Source organism: Gilliamella sp. B3801 (assembly GCF_026536645.1).
GTDB classification, from domain to species: domain Bacteria; phylum Pseudomonadota; class Gammaproteobacteria; order Enterobacterales; family Orbaceae; genus Gilliamella; species Gilliamella apicola_I.
The window spans coordinates 116,825-141,893 of record NZ_JAFNNR010000006.1 but is presented as its reverse complement, the minus strand read 5'-3'; the positions used below and the strand labels follow the sequence as shown (position 1 = coordinate 141,893).

19 protein-coding genes and 2 pseudogenes are annotated in these 25,069 nt (G+C 34.4%); 18 read left to right on the top strand and 3 right to left on the bottom strand.

Annotation, left to right across the window (positions count from 1 at the left end):
• Positions 1 to 62 precede the first annotated feature (62 nt).
• Entirely contained in the window at positions 63 to 380 is a 318-nt protein-coding gene (locus J3U14_RS11735; RefSeq protein ID WP_416380176.1) for a YqcC family protein, read from the bottom strand.
• Positions 381 to 923 (bottom strand): annotated as a pseudogene (gene ampD / locus J3U14_RS11730) (1,6-anhydro-N-acetylmuramyl-L-alanine amidase AmpD); the annotation flags it as partial.
• Between the two features lie 200 nt (positions 924 to 1,123).
• On the opposite strand from ampD, the gene ppdD reads away from it, so the two are divergent.
• From ppdD to J3U14_RS07095, 5 genes and pseudogenes are all read left to right on the top strand, one after another.
• Positions 1,124 to 1,555: a prepilin peptidase-dependent pilin gene (gene ppdD, locus J3U14_RS07115; protein WP_267352480.1), complete on the top strand. Its 432-nt coding sequence runs from the start codon at positions 1,124 to 1,126 to the stop codon at positions 1,553 to 1,555.
• Between the two features lie 44 nt (positions 1,556 to 1,599).
• A pseudogene (locus J3U14_RS07110) lies at positions 1,600 to 2,691 on the top strand (GspE/PulE family protein); the annotation flags it as partial.
• A complete protein-coding gene (gene hofC / locus J3U14_RS07105; protein WP_267352482.1) occupies positions 2,688 to 3,863 on the top strand; it encodes a protein transport protein HofC in 1,176 nt (391 codons plus the stop codon). The pseudogene J3U14_RS07110 and the gene hofC, both read left to right, overlap by 4 nt.
• Positions 3,863 to 4,612, top strand: a complete 750-nt coding sequence (locus J3U14_RS07100; protein ID WP_267352483.1) for a prepilin peptidase — start codon at positions 3,863 to 3,865, stop codon at positions 4,610 to 4,612. The genes hofC and J3U14_RS07100 overlap by 1 nt, the downstream gene beginning before the upstream one ends.
• Positions 4,613 to 4,817: 205 nt before the next feature.
• On the top strand, positions 4,818 to 5,972 hold the full coding sequence (locus J3U14_RS07095; RefSeq protein ID WP_267352484.1) for a M20 aminoacylase family protein: 1,155 nt from the start codon (positions 4,818 to 4,820) through the stop codon (positions 5,970 to 5,972).
• A 139-nt stretch (positions 5,973 to 6,111) separates the two neighbouring features.
• Here the strand turns inward: J3U14_RS07095 and ygfZ are convergent, their stop codons facing one another.
• On the bottom strand, positions 6,112 to 6,990 hold the full coding sequence (ygfZ, locus tag J3U14_RS07090; RefSeq protein ID WP_267352485.1) for a tRNA-modifying protein YgfZ: 879 nt from the start codon (positions 6,988 to 6,990) through the stop codon (positions 6,112 to 6,114).
• 271 nt (positions 6,991 to 7,261) lie between these two features.
• Between ygfZ and ilvI the strand changes: the two genes are divergently transcribed.
• From ilvI to J3U14_RS07025, 13 genes are all read left to right on the top strand, one after another.
• Positions 7,262 to 8,980 carry an acetolactate synthase 3 large subunit gene (gene ilvI, locus J3U14_RS07085; RefSeq protein ID WP_267352486.1) on the top strand — a complete coding sequence of 573 codons (1,719 nt, stop codon included), beginning with the start codon at positions 7,262 to 7,264 and terminating at the stop codon, positions 8,978 to 8,980.
• Positions 8,980 to 9,477: an acetolactate synthase small subunit gene (gene ilvN, locus J3U14_RS07080; RefSeq protein ID WP_267352487.1), complete on the top strand. Its 498-nt coding sequence runs from the start codon at positions 8,980 to 8,982 to the stop codon at positions 9,475 to 9,477. The genes ilvI and ilvN overlap by 1 nt, the downstream gene beginning before the upstream one ends.
• A gap of 75 nt (positions 9,478 to 9,552) precedes the next feature.
• Positions 9,553 to 11,262, top strand: coding sequence for an IgaA/UmoB family intracellular growth attenuator (locus tag J3U14_RS07075; RefSeq protein ID WP_267352488.1), 1,710 nt, complete (start codon positions 9,553 to 9,555; stop codon positions 11,260 to 11,262).
• 231 nt (positions 11,263 to 11,493) lie between these two features.
• Positions 11,494 to 13,131 carry a glutamine hydrolyzing CTP synthase gene (gene pyrG, locus J3U14_RS07070; protein ID WP_267352489.1) on the top strand — a complete coding sequence of 546 codons (1,638 nt, stop codon included), beginning with the start codon at positions 11,494 to 11,496 and terminating at the stop codon, positions 13,129 to 13,131.
• 49 nt (positions 13,132 to 13,180) lie between these two features.
• The gene (gene eno / locus J3U14_RS07065; RefSeq protein WP_065559328.1) at positions 13,181 to 14,482 is read left to right on the top strand and encodes a phosphopyruvate hydratase; all 1,302 of its coding nucleotides are present in this window, start codon (positions 13,181 to 13,183) and stop codon (positions 14,480 to 14,482) included.
• A gap of 248 nt (positions 14,483 to 14,730) precedes the next feature.
• On the top strand, positions 14,731 to 15,657 hold the full coding sequence (locus J3U14_RS07060) for a VirK/YbjX family protein (protein WP_267352490.1): 927 nt from the start codon (positions 14,731 to 14,733) through the stop codon (positions 15,655 to 15,657).
• A 145-nt stretch (positions 15,658 to 15,802) separates the two neighbouring features.
• Entirely contained in the window at positions 15,803 to 16,705 is a 903-nt protein-coding gene (locus J3U14_RS07055; protein WP_267352491.1) for a lysine exporter LysO family protein, read from the top strand.
• A 125-nt stretch (positions 16,706 to 16,830) separates the two neighbouring features.
• Entirely contained in the window at positions 16,831 to 17,703 is an 873-nt protein-coding gene (locus J3U14_RS07050; RefSeq protein ID WP_267352492.1) for a helix-turn-helix domain-containing protein, read from the top strand.
• A 25-nt stretch (positions 17,704 to 17,728) separates the two neighbouring features.
• Complete coding sequence (gene aroA, locus J3U14_RS07045; RefSeq protein WP_416380177.1) at positions 17,729 to 19,012, top strand: 3-phosphoshikimate 1-carboxyvinyltransferase; 1,284 nt, start codon at positions 17,729 to 17,731, stop codon at positions 19,010 to 19,012.
• Positions 19,013 to 19,693 carry a (d)CMP kinase gene (gene cmk / locus J3U14_RS07040; RefSeq protein WP_267352494.1) on the top strand — a complete coding sequence of 227 codons (681 nt, stop codon included), beginning with the start codon at positions 19,013 to 19,015 and terminating at the stop codon, positions 19,691 to 19,693. It abuts the gene before it with no gap.
• A gap of 111 nt (positions 19,694 to 19,804) precedes the next feature.
• Positions 19,805 to 21,487, top strand: a complete 1,683-nt coding sequence (gene rpsA, locus J3U14_RS07035) for a 30S ribosomal protein S1 (protein WP_267352495.1) — start codon at positions 19,805 to 19,807, stop codon at positions 21,485 to 21,487.
• Between the two features lie 98 nt (positions 21,488 to 21,585).
• The gene (gene ihfB, locus J3U14_RS07030) at positions 21,586 to 21,876 is read left to right on the top strand and encodes an integration host factor subunit beta (RefSeq protein WP_065559335.1); all 291 of its coding nucleotides are present in this window, start codon (positions 21,586 to 21,588) and stop codon (positions 21,874 to 21,876) included.
• A gap of 384 nt (positions 21,877 to 22,260) precedes the next feature.
• Positions 22,261 to 24,498, top strand: coding sequence for a DNA internalization-related competence protein ComEC/Rec2 (locus J3U14_RS07025; protein WP_267369605.1), 2,238 nt, complete (start codon positions 22,261 to 22,263; stop codon positions 24,496 to 24,498).
• The last annotated feature ends 571 nt before the right edge of the window (positions 24,499 to 25,069 follow it).

The following is a 25,069-nucleotide window of genomic DNA, read 5'->3' as shown; positions in this document are numbered from 1 at the left end:
GCGGTAATTAACTTCTCAGATCTTTTCAATATCACCTTTTCAAATGTTTAAGCCATCATTAACTATTTGGATTGGGTCAATTCATCAAGTTGTTTTATCAGATCTAACAAATGGTCAGTATTCTTCTCTGACTCTTTTAACGCTTCTTCAAAATAGGGGTGTAACGCAAAGGGCGGAATAGCCGAATTTGCATCAATTATAGCTCGAATTCGGGGTATAAAAATCCATTGTAACCATTCGTATGATTTCATGGTATCAAGAGCAAAAGGTTGTTGGCTTAAAAAAGCATCCTGACTGGGTGGCAAGGCTTGCCATAAATCTATTTTTTTTAACGCTTGCTCAATTCGTTCTAATTGATCTTTAATTAAATTAGCTTGCATTTTGTTAGCAAGCAAATGCCTATAATATTGCCAATCAAAATAAGGCCCGGGATCTGTTTTACGTTCTGGCGCAATGTCACTGTGTCCGGTGATATTGTTAAGTGGATAAGTTTGTTGTAGTAGAAGGGTGACTTTTGCCAGTTGTTGATATTGCACTTCGGTAAATTTTTCACTATCACATCCTTCCAATTCGATTCCTATTGAAAAATCATTACAATTTTCTTGTCCTTCAAATGCTGATATACCTGCATGCCATGCTCGTTTATCAAAAGCTACAAATTGAATTATCTCACCGTCACGACGAATAAATAGGTGACTTGATACCTGCATTTGATAGATATCGGCAAAATAAGGGTGTTCATTTGGATCAAGCTGACCTGTGAACAGCTGTTCTACATAAGGGCCACCAAATTGATTGGGCGGAAGGCTTATATTATGAATCACTAATAATGAAATGGGTTTATCACTTGGTCGATCATTATAAAATGGTGAAATGACCTGTTTTACACCTTGTAACCAACCATTAACTATCTTTAAGGACATATCGACTCCTTATCTTATAAAAATTTGTTATCAAATGACTGATTTGTGATTTGACTTCCAATAATTTAAATAATGATGAAATCAGAAAAACAATTATTGTTATCCTTTTTCCATACTTGGCATACCGTTATTATTTCATTTTTTTTAAACGCTATAAAGTTGCTTGTGTTTCGTTAGTAATTTAATAACAGAGAATGAATATGAACAAACAATCGGGATTTTCCTTATTTGAACTCATGATAGCAATTATAGTAATTGCTATTTTAACGGCAATTGGTTTGCCTGCTTATCAAGGTTATGTAAAAAAAGCAGCCATGACCGATATGCTACAAGCCATGACCGCTTACAAAACAGCGGTAGAAATATGTGTAATTGAGCAAGGTGGATTAGCAAATTGTAATAATGCAAATAATGGTATTCCAATGACTAAATCAACCAATTATGTCACCTCAGTGACAGTCACAAATGGAATGATTGAATTAGTTGGACAAAATGCCTTATCTGGCTTAACAGTAACGATGACACCGACGCTGAATATAACCCATGGTAGTGTTGATTGGTCACGTACCTGTGTAACTAATCCTGTTGATGTAAGCTTAAATAGTGTATGTGAAGATATCTTTAAATTTTAAATTAATGCAACAATAAAATGGTTTTAGTCATGCAAGAAGATCAACTAGTCGACAGTATTGATAAATTATTGCTTAGAGCTTTAAAAAAACGTGCTTCGGATATTCATTTTGAACCTTATCAACAAAGTTATCGCATTCGTATGCGGATTGACGGTGTATTGCATACCATACTGGCTCCTCCTTTAACACTGGCAAAGCAAATCGTTGCCAGATTGAAAATAATGGCAAAGTTGAATATTGCAGAACAGCGATTACCCCAGGATGGGCAATTAGTAATAGATCGTTATGCTATGCGGATTTCAACCTTACCGGTTATGAATGGTGAAAAAGTGGTGTTACGCGTACTCGATAATCATGATTCACCGCTGTCGATTCACGATTTAGGATTTACGGATAGGGATCTTGCTCAATTTCAACAAATATTAAATTACCCACAAGGACTAATATTAGTTACAGGACCGACAGGCAGCGGTAAAACGGTAACGCTTTATAGTGGACTGAAAACATTAAACTTGCCTCATTGTAATATCTGTAGCGTGGAAGATCCGATTGAAATACCGGTTGAAGGCATTAATCAAACATCTGTAAATATGAAAATTGGGTTAAGTTTTGCAACCATTTTACGTGCTTTGTTAAGGCAAGATCCTGACGTGATGATGATTGGTGAAATTCGTGATCATGAAACAGCAGAAATAGCCATTCAAGCTGCACAAACCGGACATTTAGTCCTGTCTACCTTACATACTAATTCAAGTATAGAAGCAATAACACGTTTGAATCAAATGGGAATAGAACGATATCTCATCTCTGCTAGTGTTAAATTAATCATCGCTCAACGATTAGTACGTAAGTTATGTTGTCATTGTAAAGTGGTGGCGAGCGAGCTGATTAGGCTAGGACAAAAGCCGATTCCACATTATGTCGCAATCGGATGTGAGAACTGTGTAGGTGGTTACTCAGGACGAATAGGGTTATATGAATTTTTAACTATCACCCCTGAAATTCAACACCAAATTTTAAATCAACAGGTTATAACACCTTCAAATCAAATTTCTTTAAGGCAATCAGCTGAACAATTAATACAGCAAGGGATAACGACCTTAGCAGAAATAAATAGAGTATTAGGTGAAACATGAAAAGGCTCTATTATTGGTACGACATCAATTTTGTAGAACATAAAATTATAGCGGCTTCACAAAACGATGCGCGACGGCAATTATTATTGCAAGGTGATATCGCTATAAAATTCAAGGCAGGTCACTATGTATTTTCAAGTAGTTTTAAGCGTATTGAATTATTTATCTTGACAAAACAACTGGCTACCATGCTAAAAGCTGGATTACCTTTGCTTGAAATTTTGCATTTACTTGCGCATGAACACCCTAAACAGCATTGGCAATGTTTATTGACGGAAATTGCAGGGCAACTAGCTAAAGGAGAACGACTATCAACAGTACTAACTCAACATCAATCTGTCTTTCCACCACTTTATGCTGAAATTATTGCAACAGGGGAATTAACAGGACAACTTGATTTGAGTTTTGAACAATTGGCTTTTCAAATAGAGGCATCAATTAATTTACAAAAACGACTAAAAAAGGCATTGCGTTATCCATTATTTCTTTTGTTTATGTCAGTTGTTGTAACACTAATTATGTTATTGATCGTATTACCTAAATTTGTAGATATTTATCAAAGTTTTGACGCTGAACTTCCCTTTTTTACATTATTGATTATTGATTTGTCTCACTATATTCAGAATAACTATGGGAAATGGGTCGGCATGATTGGTTTGTTTTGGCTTATTTATCATTATCACTTAAAAAAATCTTACGCCCCAAAAATGGATAAATTAATATTGAAATTACCATTCTTGAATTCGTTAATTCATACTTTGCATTTAACCCAAATATTTCAGACTCTTTCGATAACTCAAATAGCAGGTATTCCTATATTGAGTGGGTTGAATGCGGTTGCAACAATTATGCAAAATTACCATTATCGTCATGTTATTTATCAAATTGTCGCCGGAATTGAACAAGGCTATTCATTCAGTGCTGTTATCGAGCAGCAAAGTTTATTACCTCCATTGTGCAGTCAATTGATCTTGGTTGGTGAAGAGTCAGGTACATTAGATTTGATGCTAAAACAACTAGCAGAATATTATCAGGAACAACATCAAACGCTGACTGATAATATGATACAGTTGTTTGAACCGCTATTGATGTTAATTCTAGGTTTGATTATTGGTAGCTTAATTATTGCCATGTATTTACCGATTTTCCAATTGGGGGATGTTATTCATTGATGATTTGGTTAATTATTGGATTGGGAATGTGTTTGGGAAGCTTCATTCATGTGGCTTACTGTCGTTTTAAGCCTATCTATTCAGGGTATGAATATTTAATTGCTATTTCTTTTCATCGCTCTCGTTGTCCACATTGTCACAAACAACTTAGATTTTGGCAACTGTTTCCTGTTTTTTCATGGCTATTACTGAAGGGACAATGCTGGGCGTGCAAAGGGAAAATTAATTATCGTTATATCGTATTTGAGATTTTATTTGCGGTTATTTTTGCTATTCTATTTTTGACAAAAGGCTGGACTTTAAATACGATTTTATTAATGATATTAGCGTGTTATTTTGTCTTATTGGCAATGATAGATCTAAAATATTATTTATTGCCAGATCTATTTACTCAACCCCTACTATGGTTAGGGATTTTAGCTGGCTATTTTAATCTGTTTGGCATTACGTTAAATAAAGCGATCACTGGCATTATTTGGGGTTATTTTTTATTAATTGTCCCTAAAGAATTATTTTATTTGCTGACCAAAAAACAGGGACTAGGGCAGGGTGATGTTAAGTTATTGGCTGCTTTAGGCGCATGGATATCTTATGAAGATCTTCCCTTGTTGTTAGTTTTTTCATCATTTTTAGCTATCGTTTATTATCTTATTTTGCGTTATGGATTAAGTGATCAATCAATAACTGTAATTCCATTTGGTCCGTTTTTGTTAATGTCGGGTTATTTGATTTTGTATTACCATGTGTGAGTTTTTTCAGTTATATACTGTTTTCAAAGCCGTTTTAATGTTTGATTGAAAATAGAGGCGTTTAACTAGTTTTAAATGTGAAACTTATAACTAAAATTAATAATCATAGTAAAATTAGTTATTTTTATTAAGAATGATATCGTATTATAGTGGCTATTAATTTGAGGTATAACTGGTAAATCAATTAGTCAGAAAGGAATAATTAATGGACTCAATTACACAACTAAAAAATGAGATGATCTCATGGCGTCACTATATTCACTCTCATCCCGAAACTGCATTTGAAGAAACTAATACCACTCAATTTATCATTGAAAAGTTGAAATCATTTGGTATATCAGAATTATACACTGACTTTGCACCCACAGGGGTTGTTGGCATCATAAAAGGTAATAAAGAAGGGCGGATGATTGCTTTACGAGCTGACATTGATGCCTTGGATATTACCGAAGAGAATAATATTGATTATTGTTCAACAATACACGGAAAAATGCACGCTTGTGGTCATGATGGTCATACAGCAACGTTATTGGGAACGGCTAAATATTTGAGCCAGCATCGTGATTTTAGTGGAACGGTAGTTGTCATCTTCCAACCAGCCGAAGAAAACGAAGGGGGTGGCCGTGTAATGGCGGAAAATGGGCTATTTGATAAATTGCCTATTGAAGCAGTATATGGAATTCACAATCAGCCCAATATGGCATTAAATCATTTCTATATTAATCAAGGTGCAATAATGGCATCTTATGATATCTTTGAAATTAATGTGACAGGTGTTGGCTCACATGCAGCGGCACCGCATCTGGGTAAAGATACAATTTTAACTGCAACACAAATCGTCAATGGATTACAAAGTATTGTGAGCCGTAATGCCGATCCTCTTAGCTCCTTAGTTGTCAGCGTAACACAAATTCATAGTGGTGATACTTGGAATGTATTACCTCAACAAGCTGTAATTCGAGGAACGGTTAGAGCATTTAGTTCCGATGTTCAGGACATGGCTGAATCAAGGATCAAACAGATAGCACAGGGCATCGCATCAACTTTTGATGCCAAAGCGGAAGTCAATTATCAGCGCCGATATCCTGCTACCATAAACTATGCTAAGCAGGCGGATATAGCCATTAGCGCTGCAAGAAAAGTGGTGGGCGATGATAATGTAACGATTGATCCTCCTCCTTCAATGGGATCTGAAGATTTTGCCTTTATGTTACAAAAGGTTCCTGGTGCTTATGTTTGGTTAGGTGCAGGGCAAGGAGCAAATTTGCATAATCCTGCTTATAATTTTAATGATGAGCTATTAACAACGGGTGTAAACTATTTTGTGCAAATTGTTTATCAAGAGTTAGGTAAGGGATAATTAAAGATTTCATTGATAGCTAGAACATATTTATCTATATTCTAGCTATTCTTATCAATTCAAATTGTTTAATTTTAATGAATATAAATTGAAAAATCGATATCGTTTTTAATTGGAATGATTAATAGCAACTAATTAATCAATGAAAATTTAGCTTGCTTGTTGATTGTCCTTTAATTCTAAAGTCAGTATTGATATCTATACCATTAGGTAGTACAACTTGTACATACACATCATGATTTTGATTAAGTTTTAGTGCTGCTAACACTTTCCCCCCTTCTCGCCAATTTCCTTCTATTTGATATTCTATCGTATCACCAATGATAGGTAGTACATCACTTTTGCCAGATAATAGATAAAGTCCACGTTTATTTGTGCCACGAAATTGCGCTCTAGCAACCATTTCTTGTCCGCAATAACAACCTTTATCAAAACTAATGGCATTATAGAGTTGTAAATTACACGCTTGTGGTAATAAACTTTCTGTATTTTCACTATCAATAATGGCATAGCCTGCTTCTAAATCAAGTTGTAACCATTTATTGCTTGGTTGTAAATGACTTTCAATAGGCTGTGGTGTAATGACAATGATTCGGGGTTGAGGTAACATTAATTTAATATAAGTAGTGTCATTATCATTAACACAATTATCATCATTGAATTTTGATAGTATTTGCGCTGGTAATGCATCAGCCATAATCCCATACATATTTAAATCTTGTTCCTTTTCAATCGTCACTTTGGAAAAAATAGCATATTTTTTTAGTTCGGTAATTTGCTTTTCTGCAACACTTTTACGCAATAAATAATATATCTCAGCACCGCGCATAAATAATAATAGATTACTCCACATTCTCCCTTTAGCATCACAATGAGCAGCAAACAATGCTGAGTGCTCGGAAAGATTTTTCATATCAATAGTCACTTGACCTTGTAAATATTTAAGATTGTCTTCTCCTGTCACTTTTACTAATTGCCAATCAGTAAGCGAGATAGGTTCCAAAGAATAATTGCTCATGATAATACCTTTTAGGAATAATATGTCGGGTTTAGATAAGACTTAAATAGACTTTTCCAAAGTGTATAGAAAAAACATAAAAATAACAATAAAACACAAAAATTATATTTTGCGTTAAATTTTTTAACAATATGTTTTATATTGACTTTTATTAGCATTTGTTTACGCTGTTATCGTATAAAGAAAATTAATAACCTTATACAGTTTATTGATTTAATGTAGTAGTTAATGCAAAATAAATGACTAATTTGTAATATTGGAGGCAACAACGATGGCAAAACTGTCAGGCGCAGAAATGGTCATTCAATCTTTGATTGATCAAGGAGTAAAACAGATATTTGGTTATCCCGGTGGTAGTGTTCTTGATATCTACGATGCAATTCATACTTTAGGTGGCATAGAGCATATATTAGTTCGTCATGAACAAGCCGCTGTACATATGGCTGATGGTTATGCTAGGGCTACAGGTGATGTTGGTGTTGTACTCGTAACATCAGGGCCTGGAGCGACCAATACCATTACTGGTATTGCGACTGCCTACATGGATTCTGTGCCATTGGTTGTTATTTCGGGTCAGGTAGCAAGTAACTTGATTGGCAATGATGCCTTCCAAGAGTGCGACATGGTCGGTATATCACGCCCGATAGTCAAACATAGTTTTCTAATAAAAGACAGTAAAGACATTCCTGAAATTATTAAGAAAGCTTTCTATATTGCGTCAACAGGTAGACCTGGCCCGGTTGTGATTGATCTGCCAAAAGATATTGTTAATCCTGCAAATAAATATAATTACCATTATCCTAAATCTGTCTCAATGCGTTCATATAATCCAACTATTCAAGGACATAAAGGACAAATTAAAAAAGCATTAACGACATTATTGGCAGCTAAAAAACCCGTTTTATTTATTGGTGGCGGAGTAATTAGCGCCGGTGCAAGTGATGCTATTAAACGTTTAGCCGAAAAATTGAATCTCCCTGTTGCGTCAACATTAATGGGGATAAGCGCTTTTCCTGGTACAGATAAACACTATTTAGGCATGATTGGAATGCATGGGGTGTATGAAGCCAATATGGCGATGCATAATGCCGATGTAATATTTGCTGTTGGTGCCAGATTTGATGATAGAACAACCAATAATGTTGAAAAATATTGTCCGAAAGCAAAAATAATACATATTGATATTGATCCAACATCAATTTCAAAAACAATTTCTGCCACTATTCCTGTTGTGGGTGATGCTAAAGTAGTGGTTGAAACGATGTTATCCGAACTTAATGAATTGCAAGCTGATCGTGATCTTGATGCATTAGTGGATTGGTGGAAACAAATTGATCATTGGCGTTCACGTCACTGTTTAGCTTATAGTCATGAAGGTGAAAGCATCAAACCACAAGAAGCAATCGAAGTTTTATATAAATTGACTCAAGGTAATGCATTTGTCACTACTGATGTAGGTCAACATCAAATGTTTACTGCTTTGTATTATCCATTTGATAAACCTCGTCATTTTATTACTTCTGGTGGTCTAGGTACCATGGGGTTTGGTCTTCCGGCTGCGCTTGGGGTGAAACTTGCTTTTCCAGATCAATGTGTCGTGTGTGTAACCGGTGATGGTAGTATTCAAATGAATATTCAAGAACTTTCTACCGCTTTACAATATGGTTTACCGGTTATTGTTTTAAATCTGAATAACCGTTTTTTAGGCATGGTTAAACAGTGGCAAGATATGATTTATGCTGGGCGACATTCTTGTTCGTATATGGAATCATTGCCTGATTTTGCAAAAATAGCAGAAGCTTATGGTCATGTTGGTATGGTCATTACCAAGCGTGAAGATCTGGAAACAAAACTTAAAAAAGCCTTGTCAATTAAAGATCGATTAGTCTTTATTGATGTCATGACCGATGCAACTGAACATGTCTACCCAATGCAAATACGTGGTGGAGCAATGAACGAAATGTGGCTAAGTAAAACGGAGAGAACCTAATGCGATATATTTTATCAATTTTAACAGAAAATGAACCCGGGGCTTTATCTCGAATTATTGGTCTGTTCTCACAACGTGGTTTTAATATTGAAACCATTACGACAGCACCGACAGAAGATCCGACCATGCACAGAATGACCATTCAAACAACAGGTGATGAACATGTGCTAGAGCAGATTCAAAAGCAGCTTCATAAACTTGTCAATGTTTACCGTGTACATGATTTAACCGAAGGGCCTCATGTTGAACGAGAAATTATGTTAGTGAAAGTGGCTGCTAAAGGGTCTGATGCACGAGATGAAGTTAAACGTTGTGCCGATATTTTTAGAGGCTCGATTGTCGATGTTACCGCAACGCATTACATTGTTCAATTATCGGGTACAAGTGAAAAACTAGATTCTTTCTTAGCGTCGATACGTGAAACTTGTCATATTGTCGAAATGGTTCGATCGGGAATTATTGGATTATCGCGTAGTGAAAAAACGGCAAATCACTAAATAAAAGAATCAGATTGACCAATTTTATCAGTTAAATATAACTATAACAATGTTTCATAAGGAATAAGTCACAAAATGAATATATTTGGTTTAATATTAGTCATTCACATTTTGGTTTTGATCGTTTCGTCGATTAGAAAAAACTTTAAAAGTAACAAAAAAAAGAAAAAGTTAATTGAAAAAAACTATATTGTTGATATTAGGCCTATTAGGCAATTGTCCACACTAGAAGAACGTCTTATAACACCTTATCTAAAAACAACAAAACATTTATCTTCAGAGGTAAAAGAATCGTCATTAATAAATTCAGATGTAATATCAATATCTGGCAAATTAGCCAAACAAAATATCAATCACTATGTTGGCGAAACACTTTTTTATAAAATTAATAATATTGATGTCATTATCCCCTATGATATGGATCGTTTTATCTTAGATGATAATGTGGCTGAAGTAGTTTTCACTGAAGATTATGCCATTGTGATTAGGTTAAATGATCACGATATTCGTTATGCAGCGCATCAAAATATCATCAATGAAAAAAAATTAGAAAAAGATGATATGGAGTATTGGGCAAGTGAATTGTTTGATGTTCAACATCCAGAAAATTATAATCATAATCATGACAATGAGACTATAAACAATCGCATTGAAAATCAACAAAAATTTGGTTATGAAATTTTAATGACACGGCAAGAAACACCGTTAGAATCAGCGTATCGGAATAAAAATAATAAAGGGATAGTTGCGGTATTTTTTTGCTTTTTAACAATTAATTATTTTTTAGATTATTGGCAAAGTAATGAACTATTTGATCTGTTTTTATTTGGCATAAATTTACTAGCAGTTATCTATTTTTATTGTCGTAAACCAAAGTCTAAAGTAAAAATTCAATTTGTTAATCGAATAAGAGGAAAAGTTAAAAATAAAAACGCTAAAACGAAACAAATTACTGTTGGTCATAATTCTATTTTAAATTATCCTGATAATTGGCAAGCATATATACCCGAACATACATTAACTAATGTTGAGCTTGATGTTACTTTTGAGGATAAAAAAATAATTCGTTATGGTTATACATTGTCAGTTTCGAAAGAGATTGAAAATTTTGGACCACCAAAGTTTGCTGGGCGTAATTTATGGCTTTTTCTTGTAGGTATTATTTTGACATTTATTGTTTATGCAAAATCCAATGTTAAAGATAATATCTTTTATATGTATCACTTTGCTAATCATGATCTGACAAGTTGGAATTTTGATGATAGTTCACAATTATTAACCAACAATCTAAAAGAGGGCGATTGGGTAAATGTTACCACGGAAGGGGCACTTTGTGATAAATATAACAAAAAGGTGAATAGTAAGTGCGGAAAAGTAGAAATCCATAATCAAACCGATAATGTTTCTTTCTTCATTACGCTGAAAAATAAGTTTTTTAACGAAACAGATAGCAAAGACCAAGAGGATTTAGAATCTAATCGGGTTTCGAATTCAACTTTTCAAAATAGTTTGAATAGCCAATCGGGGCGAGTCAATTTTTCTGGATTAGTCTCAGATATTTATTATCGAGATGATAATTCTATCTCAGGATTTACGATTAATCCTGACATTAGATATCAAATTAATGAACAAGACAGGTGGTTACCCATTATTTTAAGTATCTCTTTATTTGCTTTTTTTGCATTAAGTACGATTTTTAATGGTTTAATTTTCATTTGGAAACGGATACAAAATCGAGTTCGAAAAAATAAGATTAATAACTTTTATGCTAATCTTACAGTTTAGATTGATTGTCGAAGATAATTCTGTTTTCAAATTAAAGTTGATTAGATTGAGTAGCATTAAATTTATCTAATCAGCTTAATTAAAACATCTGTTAAAGATAATTATTCAATTGTGAGCAAGGTCAGATTCTGTTATACTATTTTCCCGTCTGATTTATCGTATATTGTGTTGCTTTTATCGTTTGAAAACGACGCAATATTGTTCTTATAAATTAATAATGGTCTGGTATTAATGGTCACGAATTATATTTTTGTTACAGGCGGTGTCGTTTCTTCTCTTGGTAAAGGCATTGCCGCAGCATCACTCGCTGCAATTTTAGAAGCCCGCAATTTAAAAGTCACCATGTTAAAACTTGATCCCTATATTAATGTCGATCCGGGTACAATGAGCCCGATTCAGCATGGTGAAGTTTTTGTGACGGAAGATGGGGCAGAAACGGATCTTGATTTAGGTCATTATGAGCGTTTTATTCGCACTAAAATGACTCGCAAAAATAACTTCACAACAGGGCGTATCTATTCCGATGTATTACGCAAAGAACGTCGTGGGGATTATTTAGGTGCAACTGTTCAAGTCATTCCCCATATTACCAATGAGATTAAATCTCGCGTTATTGCAGGAGCTAAAGGCTTCGATGTTGCTATTGTTGAAATCGGTGGCACAGTTGGGGATATTGAATCACTTCCATTTTTAGAAGCGATTCGTCAATTAGCGGTTGATGTAGGTCGAGAACATACTTTATTTATGCATTTAACCCTAGTGCCATATTTAGCTTCTGCTGGAGAAGTTAAAACAAAACCTACACAACACTCAGTCAAAGAGTTGTTATCAATTGGTATTCAACCTGATGTGTTAATCTGTCGTTCAGATCGTATCATTCCAGCTAATGAGCGAGCAAAAATTGCACTATTTTGTAATGTGCCTGAACGTGCAGTTATTTCATTAAAAGATGTCGATTCAATTTATAAAATACCTGCTCTTTTAAAATCACAAAATTTAGATACTTTTGTCTGCAATCGATTCCACCTTGATTGCGTTGAAGCAGATCTATCAGAGTGGGAACAAGTGATTTATGAAGAGGCCAATCCTGTTGGTGAAGTCACAATAGGTATGGTGGGTAAATACACTGAATTACCTGATGCTTATAAGTCTGTAAACGAAGCATTAAAACATGGCGGGTTGAAAAACCGTTTAACTGTTCATATTCGTTATATCGATTCTGAAGATCTTGAATCGCGTGGTACGGATTTACTTTCAGGCTTAGACGCAATACTTATTCCAGGTGGATTTGGGTATCGTGGCGTTGAGGGTAAAATCATTGCTGCACGCTATGCGCGTGAAAACCAAATACCTTATTTAGGTATTTGTCTTGGAATGCAAGTTGCCATGATTGAATATGCTCGTAATGTGGCTGGAATTAAAGACGCAAATTCTACAGAATTTGTTAAAGATTGTGCGAATCCAATCATTGCGTTAATCACTGAATGGAGTGATGAATCGGGTAATGTTGTGCAACGTAATGAAAATAGTGATTTAGGTGGTACTATGCGACTTGGTTCTCAGATATGTCATTTAGAACCAGACTCATTAGTATTTGATATGTATAAAAAAGAGTCAATCACTGAGCGTCATCGTCATCGTTACGAAGTGAATAATAATTTATTACCTGAAATTGTAAAAGCAGGATTAAAAGTAACAGGACTTTCAACTGATAGAAAATTAGTCGAGATTATTGAGGTTCCTAATCATCCATGGTTTGTTGCTTGTCAATTCCATCCGGAATTTACCTCGACACCACGAGATGGGCATCCACTGTTTAGTAGTTTTATAAAAGCTGCCAAGGAGTATCAGCAGCTACAACAAAAATAGTTTTAAAGTTTTACATTTGTAATATATCTGTCATATAGAGGAAAATAACATGGCAAAAATCGTTAAAGTACATGGTCGTGAAGTCATCGACTCTCGTGGGAACCCTACAGTTGAAGCTGAAGTTCATTTAGAAGGTGGTTTTGTTGGTCTAGCAATCGTTCCATCTGGTGCATCAACTGGTTCGCGTGAAGCATTAGAACTTCGTGATGGTGACAAATCTCGCTTTTTAGGAAAAGGTGTTTTAAAAGCAGTTGAAAACGTAAATGGACCAATTGCGAAAGCAGTTGTGGGTAAAGATGCGTTAGATCAAGCGGCTATCGACCAAATCATGCTTGATTTAGATGGAACTGATTTTAAATCTAACTTGGGTGCAAACTCAATTCTTGCAGTATCATTAGCTAATGCTAAAGCAGCTGCAGCAGCAAAAGGTGTTCCACTATATCAACATATTGCTGATTTGAATGGTACGCCAGGTCAATATTCAATGCCATTACCGATGATGAACATCATCAATGGTGGTGAACATGCGGATAATAACATCGATTTACAAGAATTTATGATTCAACCAGTTGGCGCGAAAACAGTACGTGAAGCAATCCGTATGGGTTCTGAAGTATTCCATAACTTAGCGAAAGTTTTACATGCTAAAGGTATGAATACTGCTGTAGGCGATGAAGGTGGTTTTGCCCCTAATTTAGATTCAAATGCTGAAGCATTAGCTTGTATCAAAGAAGCTGTAGAAAAAGCGGGTTATGTACTAGGTAAAGATATTACTTTAGCGATGGACTGTGCTGCTTCTGAATTCTATAACAAAGAAACAGGTAAATATGTATTAAAAGGTGAAGGTAATAAAGAGTTTACTGCTCAAGAATTTACTCACTATTTAGAAGGTTTAACTGAACAATATCCTATCGTATCAATCGAAGATGGTTTAGATGAAAGCGATTGGGACGGTTGGGCATACCAAACTAAAGCATTAGGTCACAAAATCCAATTAGTGGGTGACGATCTGTTTGTAACTAACACCAAAATCTTCAAACAAGGTATTGAAAAAGGCATCGCTAACTCAATCCTAGTTAAAGTTAACCAAATCGGTACATTAACTGAATCTATCGCAGCGGTTAAAATGGCAAAAGATGCAGGTTATACTGCTGTTATCTCTCACCGTAGTGGTGAAACTGAAGATTCAACTATTGCTGATTTAGCTGTTGGTTTAGCTGCTGGTCAAATCAAAACGGGTTCTATGAGCCGTTCTGATCGTGTTGCTAAATACAATCAATTAATCCGTATTGAAGAAGCATTAGGTGCTAAGGCTCCATTCAACGGACTTAAAGAAGTGAAAGGACAATAATTGAGTTTATAAAAACTGAATAATTGTTTAATAAGAAACGGTGACCAGTTCACCGTTTTTTATTTTCTTTTCTTATAGAATAAGATGGCAAAGGTTGCGTTGATTTATGTTGTATTGTACTCTTTAAAGTTGGTATTTATGACTAATCTTTGATATCTATTGATATTTTATAATTTAGCCACATATAAATTTTTTATAAATTAACTAACTCAAATTTATTTTTTCTGCTTATGAATAATATTACGAATATGTCCCAGCCAAAAAGCAAATGGCAACTTTTTAACTGGCTATGTACCGGTAAACTTCCGCTAAATGAACTTTGGCTTAATCCGACTTATCGTTATAAATTTTTTTTTAGAACCTTATTTTTAAGTCCTATTACACTAAAATGGTTGGATAAATTAAGACAATATCCATTACTTGGCTACTATTTTTCTTGCCAAACCAATTTACCGTGTAAATTACAAAGACCGTATTTATCATCAAGTTTGTCGCAACAAGAGCGTTTTGATGCGTTAGCATATCACTATGATTTTTTAGCGAATCAGCCTGATAGCATGACTAAGGCTTTTTATAATCCTAAAACTCCTTATGTATTGGCTAACCTAACAGTAAAAAATGAAGCTAATATTCAAATTGCGATTCAAGCGCGTAACAAGTTTGCTCGAGAAGGCGAAATAAGCCTTTATTTTTATGATAATGACGGTATTGATTTAGCAACATTAACTTTTTCAATCATTCAATATCAACAAAAAACGACTTTATTTATTGCAGGGTTGCAAGGTACCGGTCATCATGAAGCTCGAGTTCGGGTACAAAAAGCGACTAAGCAATGTTATGGATTATTTCCAAAACGAGTCGCTGTTGAGGCAGCATTAATCATTGCGCATTATTTTCAGCTTGAGCAAATTGTGGCGGTTGGAAATAAAACGCATGTGTATAACAATTGGCGTTATAACAGCAGACAAGAACGCATTTTGTCTGATTATGATGATTTTTGGTTAACAATCGATGGTCAACAAGATGATCGTGAGTTATTTATTTTACCCACTGAGATTACACGTAAATCGTTAGAAGATATAGCAAGTAAAAAACGTTCTGAATACCGTAATCGTTATGCTTTGTTAGATCAACTCAAACTGAATATTGAAACACAATTAGCATCATTAATATAATATACTAAAGGTAATGATTATTTACCTAATGTAGTGTCAAATTATCAAAATTGATTACAATCGATATTCAACTTGTTGTTTATCGATTTTTTTAATTAAAGCTCAATAAAATAATTGTCTTAAATTAATTAGTAGGGAATGAAATATGTATTTTGGTATTCTAATAGCACTTGTGCCTTTGTGCATTGGTTATTTAATTAAATGCAAACAAGAAAAATGGATAGCTAAAATTAACCAAATTCTAAGTTGGATGGTTTATTTTATTCTTTTTATTATGGGCGCAGAACTTGCTCATTTAGATAACCTTGCGACTAATTTGCAAAATATTCTATTTTATACTGCTATTATTTTTATCTGTACTTTTGGCGGAAATTTTATTTTTCTAATGTTATTTGACCTATTTTTACCGTGGAAAGCCTCAAGCGTTAAACAAACCTTTGGTTCACGCGTAAAAATGATATTGGAATCATTGCGTGTCTTTATTGCACTTGTTTTGGGATTTATAGTCGGACTTTTTCCATTGTTTGTATGGCAATATACCGAAAACATTATTCAGGTTGTTTTAGTTTTTTTACTCTTGTTAATTGGTATTCAGTTAAGAAGTAATAATATTTCACTTAAACAAATTTTACTTAACAAAGTTGGTATTGCAACAACGCTAATTGTCATTATAAGCACTTTTATTGGTGGAATGGTAGCCGCTTTACTATTAGATCTTCCTTTGCGTATAGGATTAGGTATGTCATCTGGATTTGGTTGGTATTCTTTGTCAGGCATTTTAATGACTGAAGCGCATGGGGCAATTATTGGCAGTGCCACATTTTTAAATGATATATTACGTGAACTTTTTGCCATTATACTTATTCCAACATTAATAAAACGGTATAAATTAACAACACTGGGTTTATGTGGTGCAACGTCTATGGATTTTACTTTGCCTATGTTACAGAAAGGAGCAGGAATAATGATAGTGCCACCTGCTATCGTGCAAGGTTTTTTGCTTACATTGCTAATGCCAATATTTATGACGTTATTTAATTATGGATGATAGATTATCCATTACTTGAGTCAAAAATCATATATTGATGAATTGAACAAAATTGCCTGGATTGCAAATTGGCAATATGATTACCTTATGTTACACTGCCAAAATCCGAATGGTTTGAGTGAATTATGAATACTGGATCGATTGATTATTGTGCGATAGGTCAGCGTTTACGGGCGTATCGTATAGCGGCTTCCTTAAAAGCTGAAGACATAGCACAAAATCTTAGAATTTCAAGAGCTGCGGTTTACCGTCTTGAAAAGGGTGAAATTATCAAAATCGAAACATTAGGACGTTTAGCGACTTTGTTAGATACATCCTTAGCAAGCTTGCTTGGTATTGATACTGAATATTATTCAAGTGGTGAAGGTTTTTTTGAACGTATGCGCCAACTTGAAGAACAATCAACACATATTTATTCTCATTTTGATCCTTTTTCTTTTTTACTCACTTCACCAGATTATCTTTCTCATCTTGCTATGATGCTAGATGAATCGGGCGATTCAATTAATTTAAAAAAATATGCAACAACGTTAGCCATTTTAAAAGAACGACAAACACAATTCTATCAATCAGCGCCTAAAGTCATTAATTTAATTAGTTTACGCAATGTAGAACGTTTTTTACATATTGGTTTAGTCGGTAATTTAAATCTTTCACCGGGTAAAAAGTCTGAACGCATGCTATTAGCTCGAAAAGAAGTCTATCACTTAATTGAATTAATTGAACAACAAGCTTATTCGCCAACCATTGCTATTACAGAGCATGCAATTCCATCTATTGCTTTTCAACTATTTTATCAAAATGAAAACCCGATTTCGTTAGCGATGAGCCCGTTTCGATTAGGTGAATTACCGAATGTGACCACAGGGATTGCTTCTATTACCTCGTCTCACGATGCGATTAAGCGATACCGGTTGTTATTTGATAAATTGTGGCAAAATAGTGCTAAAGATAAACAAGCGATTGAATTGTTGAAAGCAACTTTAGATAAATTTTAAAAATCTTAAAAATATAAAGAGAACTATCATGTTATCCCTAACATTACAACCGATAAAAAGATTTAATGGTACGATAAACTTACCGGGTTCAAAAAGTGTGTCTAATCGGGCGCTACTTTTGTCTGCATTGAGTCAAGGTAATACACGTTTAACAAATTTATTAGACAGCGATGATGTCCGTTATATGCTTGATGCTCTTAAAGCATTAGGTGTTACGTATCAATTATCGAATGATCGCACGATTTGTGATATTCAGGGTGTCGGCGGAAAATTACATTCATCCCATGCATTAGAGCTTTTTTTAGGGAATGCCGGTACGGCGATGCGTCCTTTAACTGCTGCGTTATGTCTTGGTGAAAATAATATTGTGCTTACGGGCGAACCCCGTATGAAAGAGCGTCCAATAGGGCATTTAGTTGATGCGCTTCGTCAAGGTGGGGCTAAAATAGATTATCTTGAAAATGAAGGTTATCCACCACTGCATATTCATGGGGGCTTTATTGGCGGTAATATTCAGGTTGATGGCTCTGTTTCAAGTCAATTTTTAACTGCGCTATTAATGGCATCCCCACTTGCTGATAACGATACTGAAATTACTATTTTAGGGGATTTAGTCTCTAAACCGTATATTGATATCACGATCAAAATGATGGCGATATTTGGGGTGTCGGTCATCAATGATAACTATCAAAAATTTGTTATTAAAGCAAAGCAAACTTATAAGTCACCGGGTACTTATTTGGTTGAAGGTGATGCTTCATCCGCTTCATATTTTTTAGCTGCAGCGGCGATTAAAGGGGGCACTGTTCGCGTCACAGGTGTTGGTAAAAAAAGTTTACAAGGTGATACCCAATTTGCCCATGTTCTTGAAAATATGGGTGCTAAAGTTACGTGGGCTGATGATTATATCGAGTGTAGCCGAGGGGAACTTAACGGTATTGATATGGATATGAATCATATCCCTGATGCGGCGATGACAATAGCAACAACCGCTTTGTTTGCCAAAGGATCCACAACTATTCGTAATATCTATAACTGGCGAGTTAAAGAAACTGACCGCTTATCTGCTATGGCAACTGAATTGCGTAAAATAGGGGCAGAGGTTGAAGAAGGTAACGATTATATAACGATTATCCCCCCTAAATCTTTAACACATGCTGAAATAAAAACCTATAACGATCATCGTATGGCAATGTGTTTTTCATTAGTGGCATTATCCGATACGCCCGTGACTATATTAGATCCTAAATGTACAATGAAAACATTTCCTGACTATTTTGAACAATTTAAACGATTGAGTGAATACTAAATGAATACATTAGTTCCTGTTATTGCTGTCGATGGCCCTAGTGGTGTGGGGAAGGGCACGTTGTGTCAAGCGTTAGCTAATCATTTCAATTGGCATCTTTTAGACTCTGGCGCGATTTATCGTGTGCTTGCGTTGTCGGCGCTTAATCATCACATTGCGCTGAATGATGAACTACAATTAACTCAATTAGCATTAAATTTACCTTTAACTTTTGATACCCATCATGGCGAAGTCAAAGTACTATTAAATGGCGTTGATGTTTCTAAAGATATTCGTACTGAAGAGACTGGAGGCGCTGCTTCTAAAGTGGCTTCGCTAAATCAAGTTCGGGCAGCATTATTGCAACGACAAAGAGATTTCAGGCAATTGCCGGGGTTAATTGCGGATGGGCGAGACATGGGGACAGTTGTGTTTACTGATGCACCAGTAAAAATTTTTCTGGATGCCAGCCCGCACTCAAGAGCAGAAAGAAGAATGAAACAGTTGCAAGATAAGCAAAAACATGCTAAATTCGCCGAAATTTTGCAGGAGATAACTGCACGTGATGAGCGAGATCGTAATCGAGCCGTTGCCCCATTAAAACCTGCAACAGATGCACTAATAATTGATACCACATCACTCTCTATTCAAGATGTATTTAATCAATCTATTACGTATATAAACGAAAAACTTGCGTTGTAAATTTATTTATAACGTGAACAAAGCTCCATTATAAGGACGAGTGGAGTATCATAAACAACCCCACAAGACATGATGTAATGTGGACGTTAATATTAATTTAAGTATATAAATATGACTGAATCTTTTGCTCAACTCTTTGAAGAGTCTTTAAATCAACTAGACACTCGTTCTGGTAACATGATCCGTGGTACTGTCGTTGCAATCGACAAAGATGTTGTTTTAGTTGATGCTGGTTTAAAATCTGAATCAGCAATTCCAGTAGAGCAGTTTAAAAATGCCCAAGGCGAATTAGAAGTTAAAGTTGGCGACGTTGTTGATGTCGTACTTGACTCAATTGAAGACGGCTTTGGTGAAACCATTCTATCTCGTGAAAAAGCTAAACGTCATGAAGCGTGGCTTACATTAGAAAAAGCAGTTGAAGATGCTGCAACAGTTTTAGGTGTTATCAATGGTAAAGTTAAAGGTGGCTTTACGGTTGATCTTAATGGCGTTCGTGCGTTCCTTCCTGGTTCGCTTGTTGATGTACGTCCATTACGCGATACTTCTCATATTGAAAATAGAGAAATCGAATTAAAAGTTATTAAATTAGATCAAAAACGTAACAACGTTGTTGTTTCTCGTCGTGCAGTAATTGAATCTGAAAATAGCGCAGAAAGAGAACAACTTCTTGAAAATCTTCAAGAAGGTTCTGAAGTTAAAGGTATCATCAAAAATCTTACTGATTACGGTGCATTCGTTGACCTTGGTGGCGTTGATGGTTTACTTCATATTACTGATATGGCTTGGAAACGTGTTAAACACCCAAGTGAAGTGGTTGAAGTGGGTCAAGAGTTACTTGTTAAAGTTCTTAAATTTGATAAAGACCGTTCACGTGTATCTCTTGGCTTAAAACAATTAGGCGAAGATCCATGGGTTTCAATTGCTAAACGTTACCCAGAAGGCACTAAAGTAACTGGTAAAGTAACTAACTTAACTGATTACGGTTGTTTCGTAGAAATTGAAACTGGCGTTGAAGGTTTAGTTCACGTTTCTGAAATGGATTGGACTAACAAAAACATTCACCCATCTAAAGTGGTTAGCTTAGGTGATGAAGTTGAAGTTATTGTTCTTGAAATTGATGAAGAACGTCGTCGTATTTCTCTTGGTCTTAAACAATGTAAACCTAACCCATGGTTACAATTTGCTGAATCACACAATAAAGGTGATAAAGTTAGCGGTAAGATCAAATCAATCACTGATTTCGGTATCTTCATCGGTTTAGATGGTGGTATTGACGGTTTAGTTCATCTTTCTGATATCTCTTGGAATATGCCAGGTGAAGAAGCAGTTAAAGCTTATAAGAAAGGTGATGATATCGAAGCGGTTGTATTACAAGTTGATGCAGAACGTGAGCGTATCTCTTTAGGTATTAAACAACTTGAAGATGATCCATTTAGTAGCTTTGCTTCAAACTTCAAAAAAGGTTCAATTGTTAAAGGTCATGTAACAGCTGTTGATGCTAAAGGCGCAACAATTGAAATCGCAGAAGGCATTGAAGGTTACTTAAAAGCTCAAGATATCGCACGTGAACGTATTGAAGATGCAACAACTGCATTAAAAGTTGGTGATGAAGTCGAGGCTAAGATTGTTAATATCGATCGTAAAACTCGCGCAATTTCATTATCTGTACGTGCTAAAGATGAAGCTGACGAAAAAGAAGCGCTTGCTGCTGTAAATAATACTTCAACTCAAGAAGAAGCATCATTTACTAATGCAATGGCTGAAGCATTCAAAGCTGCATCAAAAACCGAGTAAAAAATATTCAACTAAAAAGTAAAGAGGGCTTGCCCTCTTTTTCTTTTGTGGTATAAAATGAACAAATTATATATCACATACATAACTTAGGAGTGACCATGAACAGATCAGATTTAGTGGAAAAGATAGTCAACTGGCGGGCACACCTTCCTGTGCAACTTGTTGATGACGCTGTAAGAGATATTATTGAACAGATCGCTTTAGCTATGGAAAGCAACGATCGTGTAGAAATTCGAGGATTTGGTAGTTTCAGCTTAAATTATCGTGCACCACGTAAAGCGAGAAACCCAAGAACTGGTGGTAATGTTGAGGTGAAACATAAATACATTCCTCACTTTAAACCAGGTAAAGAATTACGTGAAAGAGTAAATAATGCCGCTAAAGCATAATATCTAAAATAGTATTTAGTTTAAAAGCCTTTGAGTTAACTCAAAGGCTTTTTTATTAATCCCTCAATTAATATATTGATTAAGCATTAAAAAGTTATTTAAAAATAATTAAAAAGTTTGATGACTATTTAAAGTAATTTTAGTCTTAACACCTATCAAAATACATTTATAAATGTTCTTATCATAATGATCGATTTTTAACAAATGCGAATTAAGATTGGAACCAAGATCGCAATATCTATCAAAAGTTTCTGAGCATAATTTGTTGACAGGTTATGCTAACTTATTGTTAATTCGATAGCCTAATTTGAGTCAATGCGGCAAATTTATTCACATGATTTACTTATAATTACATTTTCATTAGGCTGCTTGCCATTAATGTTTATGTCTAAATTACTTTCAGACATATTTTGGTATGCGACAGCTTTTGGCGTGTTGATTATTGTCATTGCGAGTAAATTTCTATTTAGAAAAACGTTGTTACTTATTAGTATATTTATGTTAAGTTTCTTATGGTCGACGGCATATTCTAAACAGTATTTAATCAATATCGATCCTTACATTGACAAAACACTCGTCGTCAAAGCAAAAGTCGAAAGTATCAATATCCGGCATCCATCTCAGCAAATGAATCCTTACTATCTGCAATGGACTATTCTTGAAAGTAATCACCAAGCATCATCAACTCCTATCCCAATTTCAATTTATTGGGATAATGTTAATGTACCTAAAATAGGTCAAATTTGGCAATTAACGATAAAAACGAAAGTAATTCATAGTTATTTAAATGAAGGAGGATTTGATAGTCAGCGTTTTGCTATAGCCAATCGGACATTATTATCTGCAAAAATCAATAATGCTAAATTATTAAAAAATAAAAATGATATTAGACAAACTATTGTTGATCATGCTTTGCCTTATATGTATTTGTTTCATTACCGTGGGATATTATTTGCATTGGCTTTTGGTGATCGCTCTCAACTTGATCATCATTATCGGCAAATTATGATGAATACCGGCGTTGCTCACTTAATGGCGATATCAGGTATGCATATTTTGTTGGTCTTTGGTATGTGTTACAGTCTCGTCAAATTAACGTTATTTTTTATTCCACAGCGATTCAATAATTTATATGTCCCAATCATAATCGGATGGTTATGCGCCTGTTTTTATGCTTGGTTAACAGGATTCAATCCTCCTGCTTTACGTGCAATAATGGCATTAGGGATATGGATTTATTTACGCTGTCAAAACCAACATATCAGCGCATGGCAGAAAATTAATCGAATAATAGCCTTATTATTATTAACCGATCCGTTGATGATTTTGTCTGAAAGTTTTTGGCTATCTTGTTATGCTGTTGTTAGCTTAATATTTTTATATCAATGGGTACCATTATCAAAAAAGATTCAAAATAACAAAACGTGTTACCTAGTTAAATTAATACATCTACAATTAGGTTTAACAGCGTTATTGTTACCAATACAATTATTTGTTTTTCAAGGTGTCAGTACTATGGCTCTTTTGGCAAATTTAATTGCGATTCCAATCATATCGTTACTGACTTTTCCATCAATCTTGATAGCACTCTGTTTTAGTTTTTTTGATTGTTTCTATTTAGCATTATGGTTTTGGTTTATTGCTGAACAGTCACTTGATTATTTATTTTACTGTCTGAAGCTGATTGATTTCCCTTGGTTTACTACTTCATCTGATTTTTATTTATTAAGTATTATTGGATGGCTGGCCATAATTACTCTTAAAACGGAATTTTGGCGTCGTCATACTATAACCCTCTGCATTTTACTCATGATAATAGTGAGTCCATTTTTTAAAAAACAGCATTATCTATGGCGAATGGATATGTTAGATGTCGGTCATGGTCTGGCAATTGTCATACATGATGGGAAATCCGCAATATTGTATGATACGGGGGCGCAGTGGCAAAATAGTTCTGCCGCAGAACGTATAATCATTCCATTTTTACAATGGCACAATTTAGATGTAAAGGGAATTATTATTAGCCATCAACACAATGATCATATTGGTGGACTTTCTCTACTTCAACAACATTATCCCAATGCATGGCTGATGAGTTCATCAGTAAAATTAAAAAATCACTATCACTGTTTATCAGAAAATCATCTGACATGGAATAATCTAAGTTTAACTGTATTATGGCCAACTCATCTAGCCGAATATGCGCAAAACGAAGATTCATGTGTAATACACATTACAGATGGTCAATTTTCAGTATTATTATCAGGTGACTTAGAAAAAAATCAAGAGTATCAATTGATTGAAAAATATCGAAATACACTTAAATCAACAATTTTACAAATTCCTCATCATGGTAGTAACACGTCATCAAGCTATGCTTTTTTAAACGCTGTTAATCCTAGCGTGTCCCTTTTGTCGACTTCCCGTTATAATCCTTGGAAATTGCCTTCCAATAAAGTTATAGCACGTTACAAAGATCGACAATTAAATTTTTATACCACATCTAAATCAGGACAAATAAGTTTAGTTTTTTATCATCATAAATGGGAGTTGAAAACAATGAGGAATGAAATAAATCCGCGTTGGTATCATAATTGGTTTGGTCATTTGCCTGTATATTAACTAAATTTTCCTTTTGAAAAGGATAGATTAATTTCTCCAATCATCTTCTCAAAAAATCTAACACATAATATTTGCTAACGGGAATTCAACACAGTGACTTATTTGTTAATTTTCTGTAATAAAAGCAAACTTATTTTACAAAATAAATTTTTATGCTCTTCTATAAAATCTCAGTAATAGCTTATTTGGCTAATAATATAATTAACTTGAGGATATTGAACTTACTTAAGTAAGTTATTTAAAATGATTCGCAATAATTATTCATGGAATTTTAGGGCGTTAATCGGCGTAAAAAATTGATCTAAAAGTTTCTAATTTATAGTTTAATAAAAGTGCAATATTCATTAAAGCTAATAAAGATAATGGTTTATTATAGTTTTTTTAGATGTTTTTATTTCTAAATAATATTTATTTGGAAATTTTTGAATAAAAAGGTTTCAATTTTTTTAATCAGTATTATAATAAGAATTCATCATATTTTCGTTAAGAAGATTGATGAATATTAATTTTTTATAAAAAATTGGAAAATAAATATAGTTATACTAAATTATGAATGTTTTTATAATTTAGT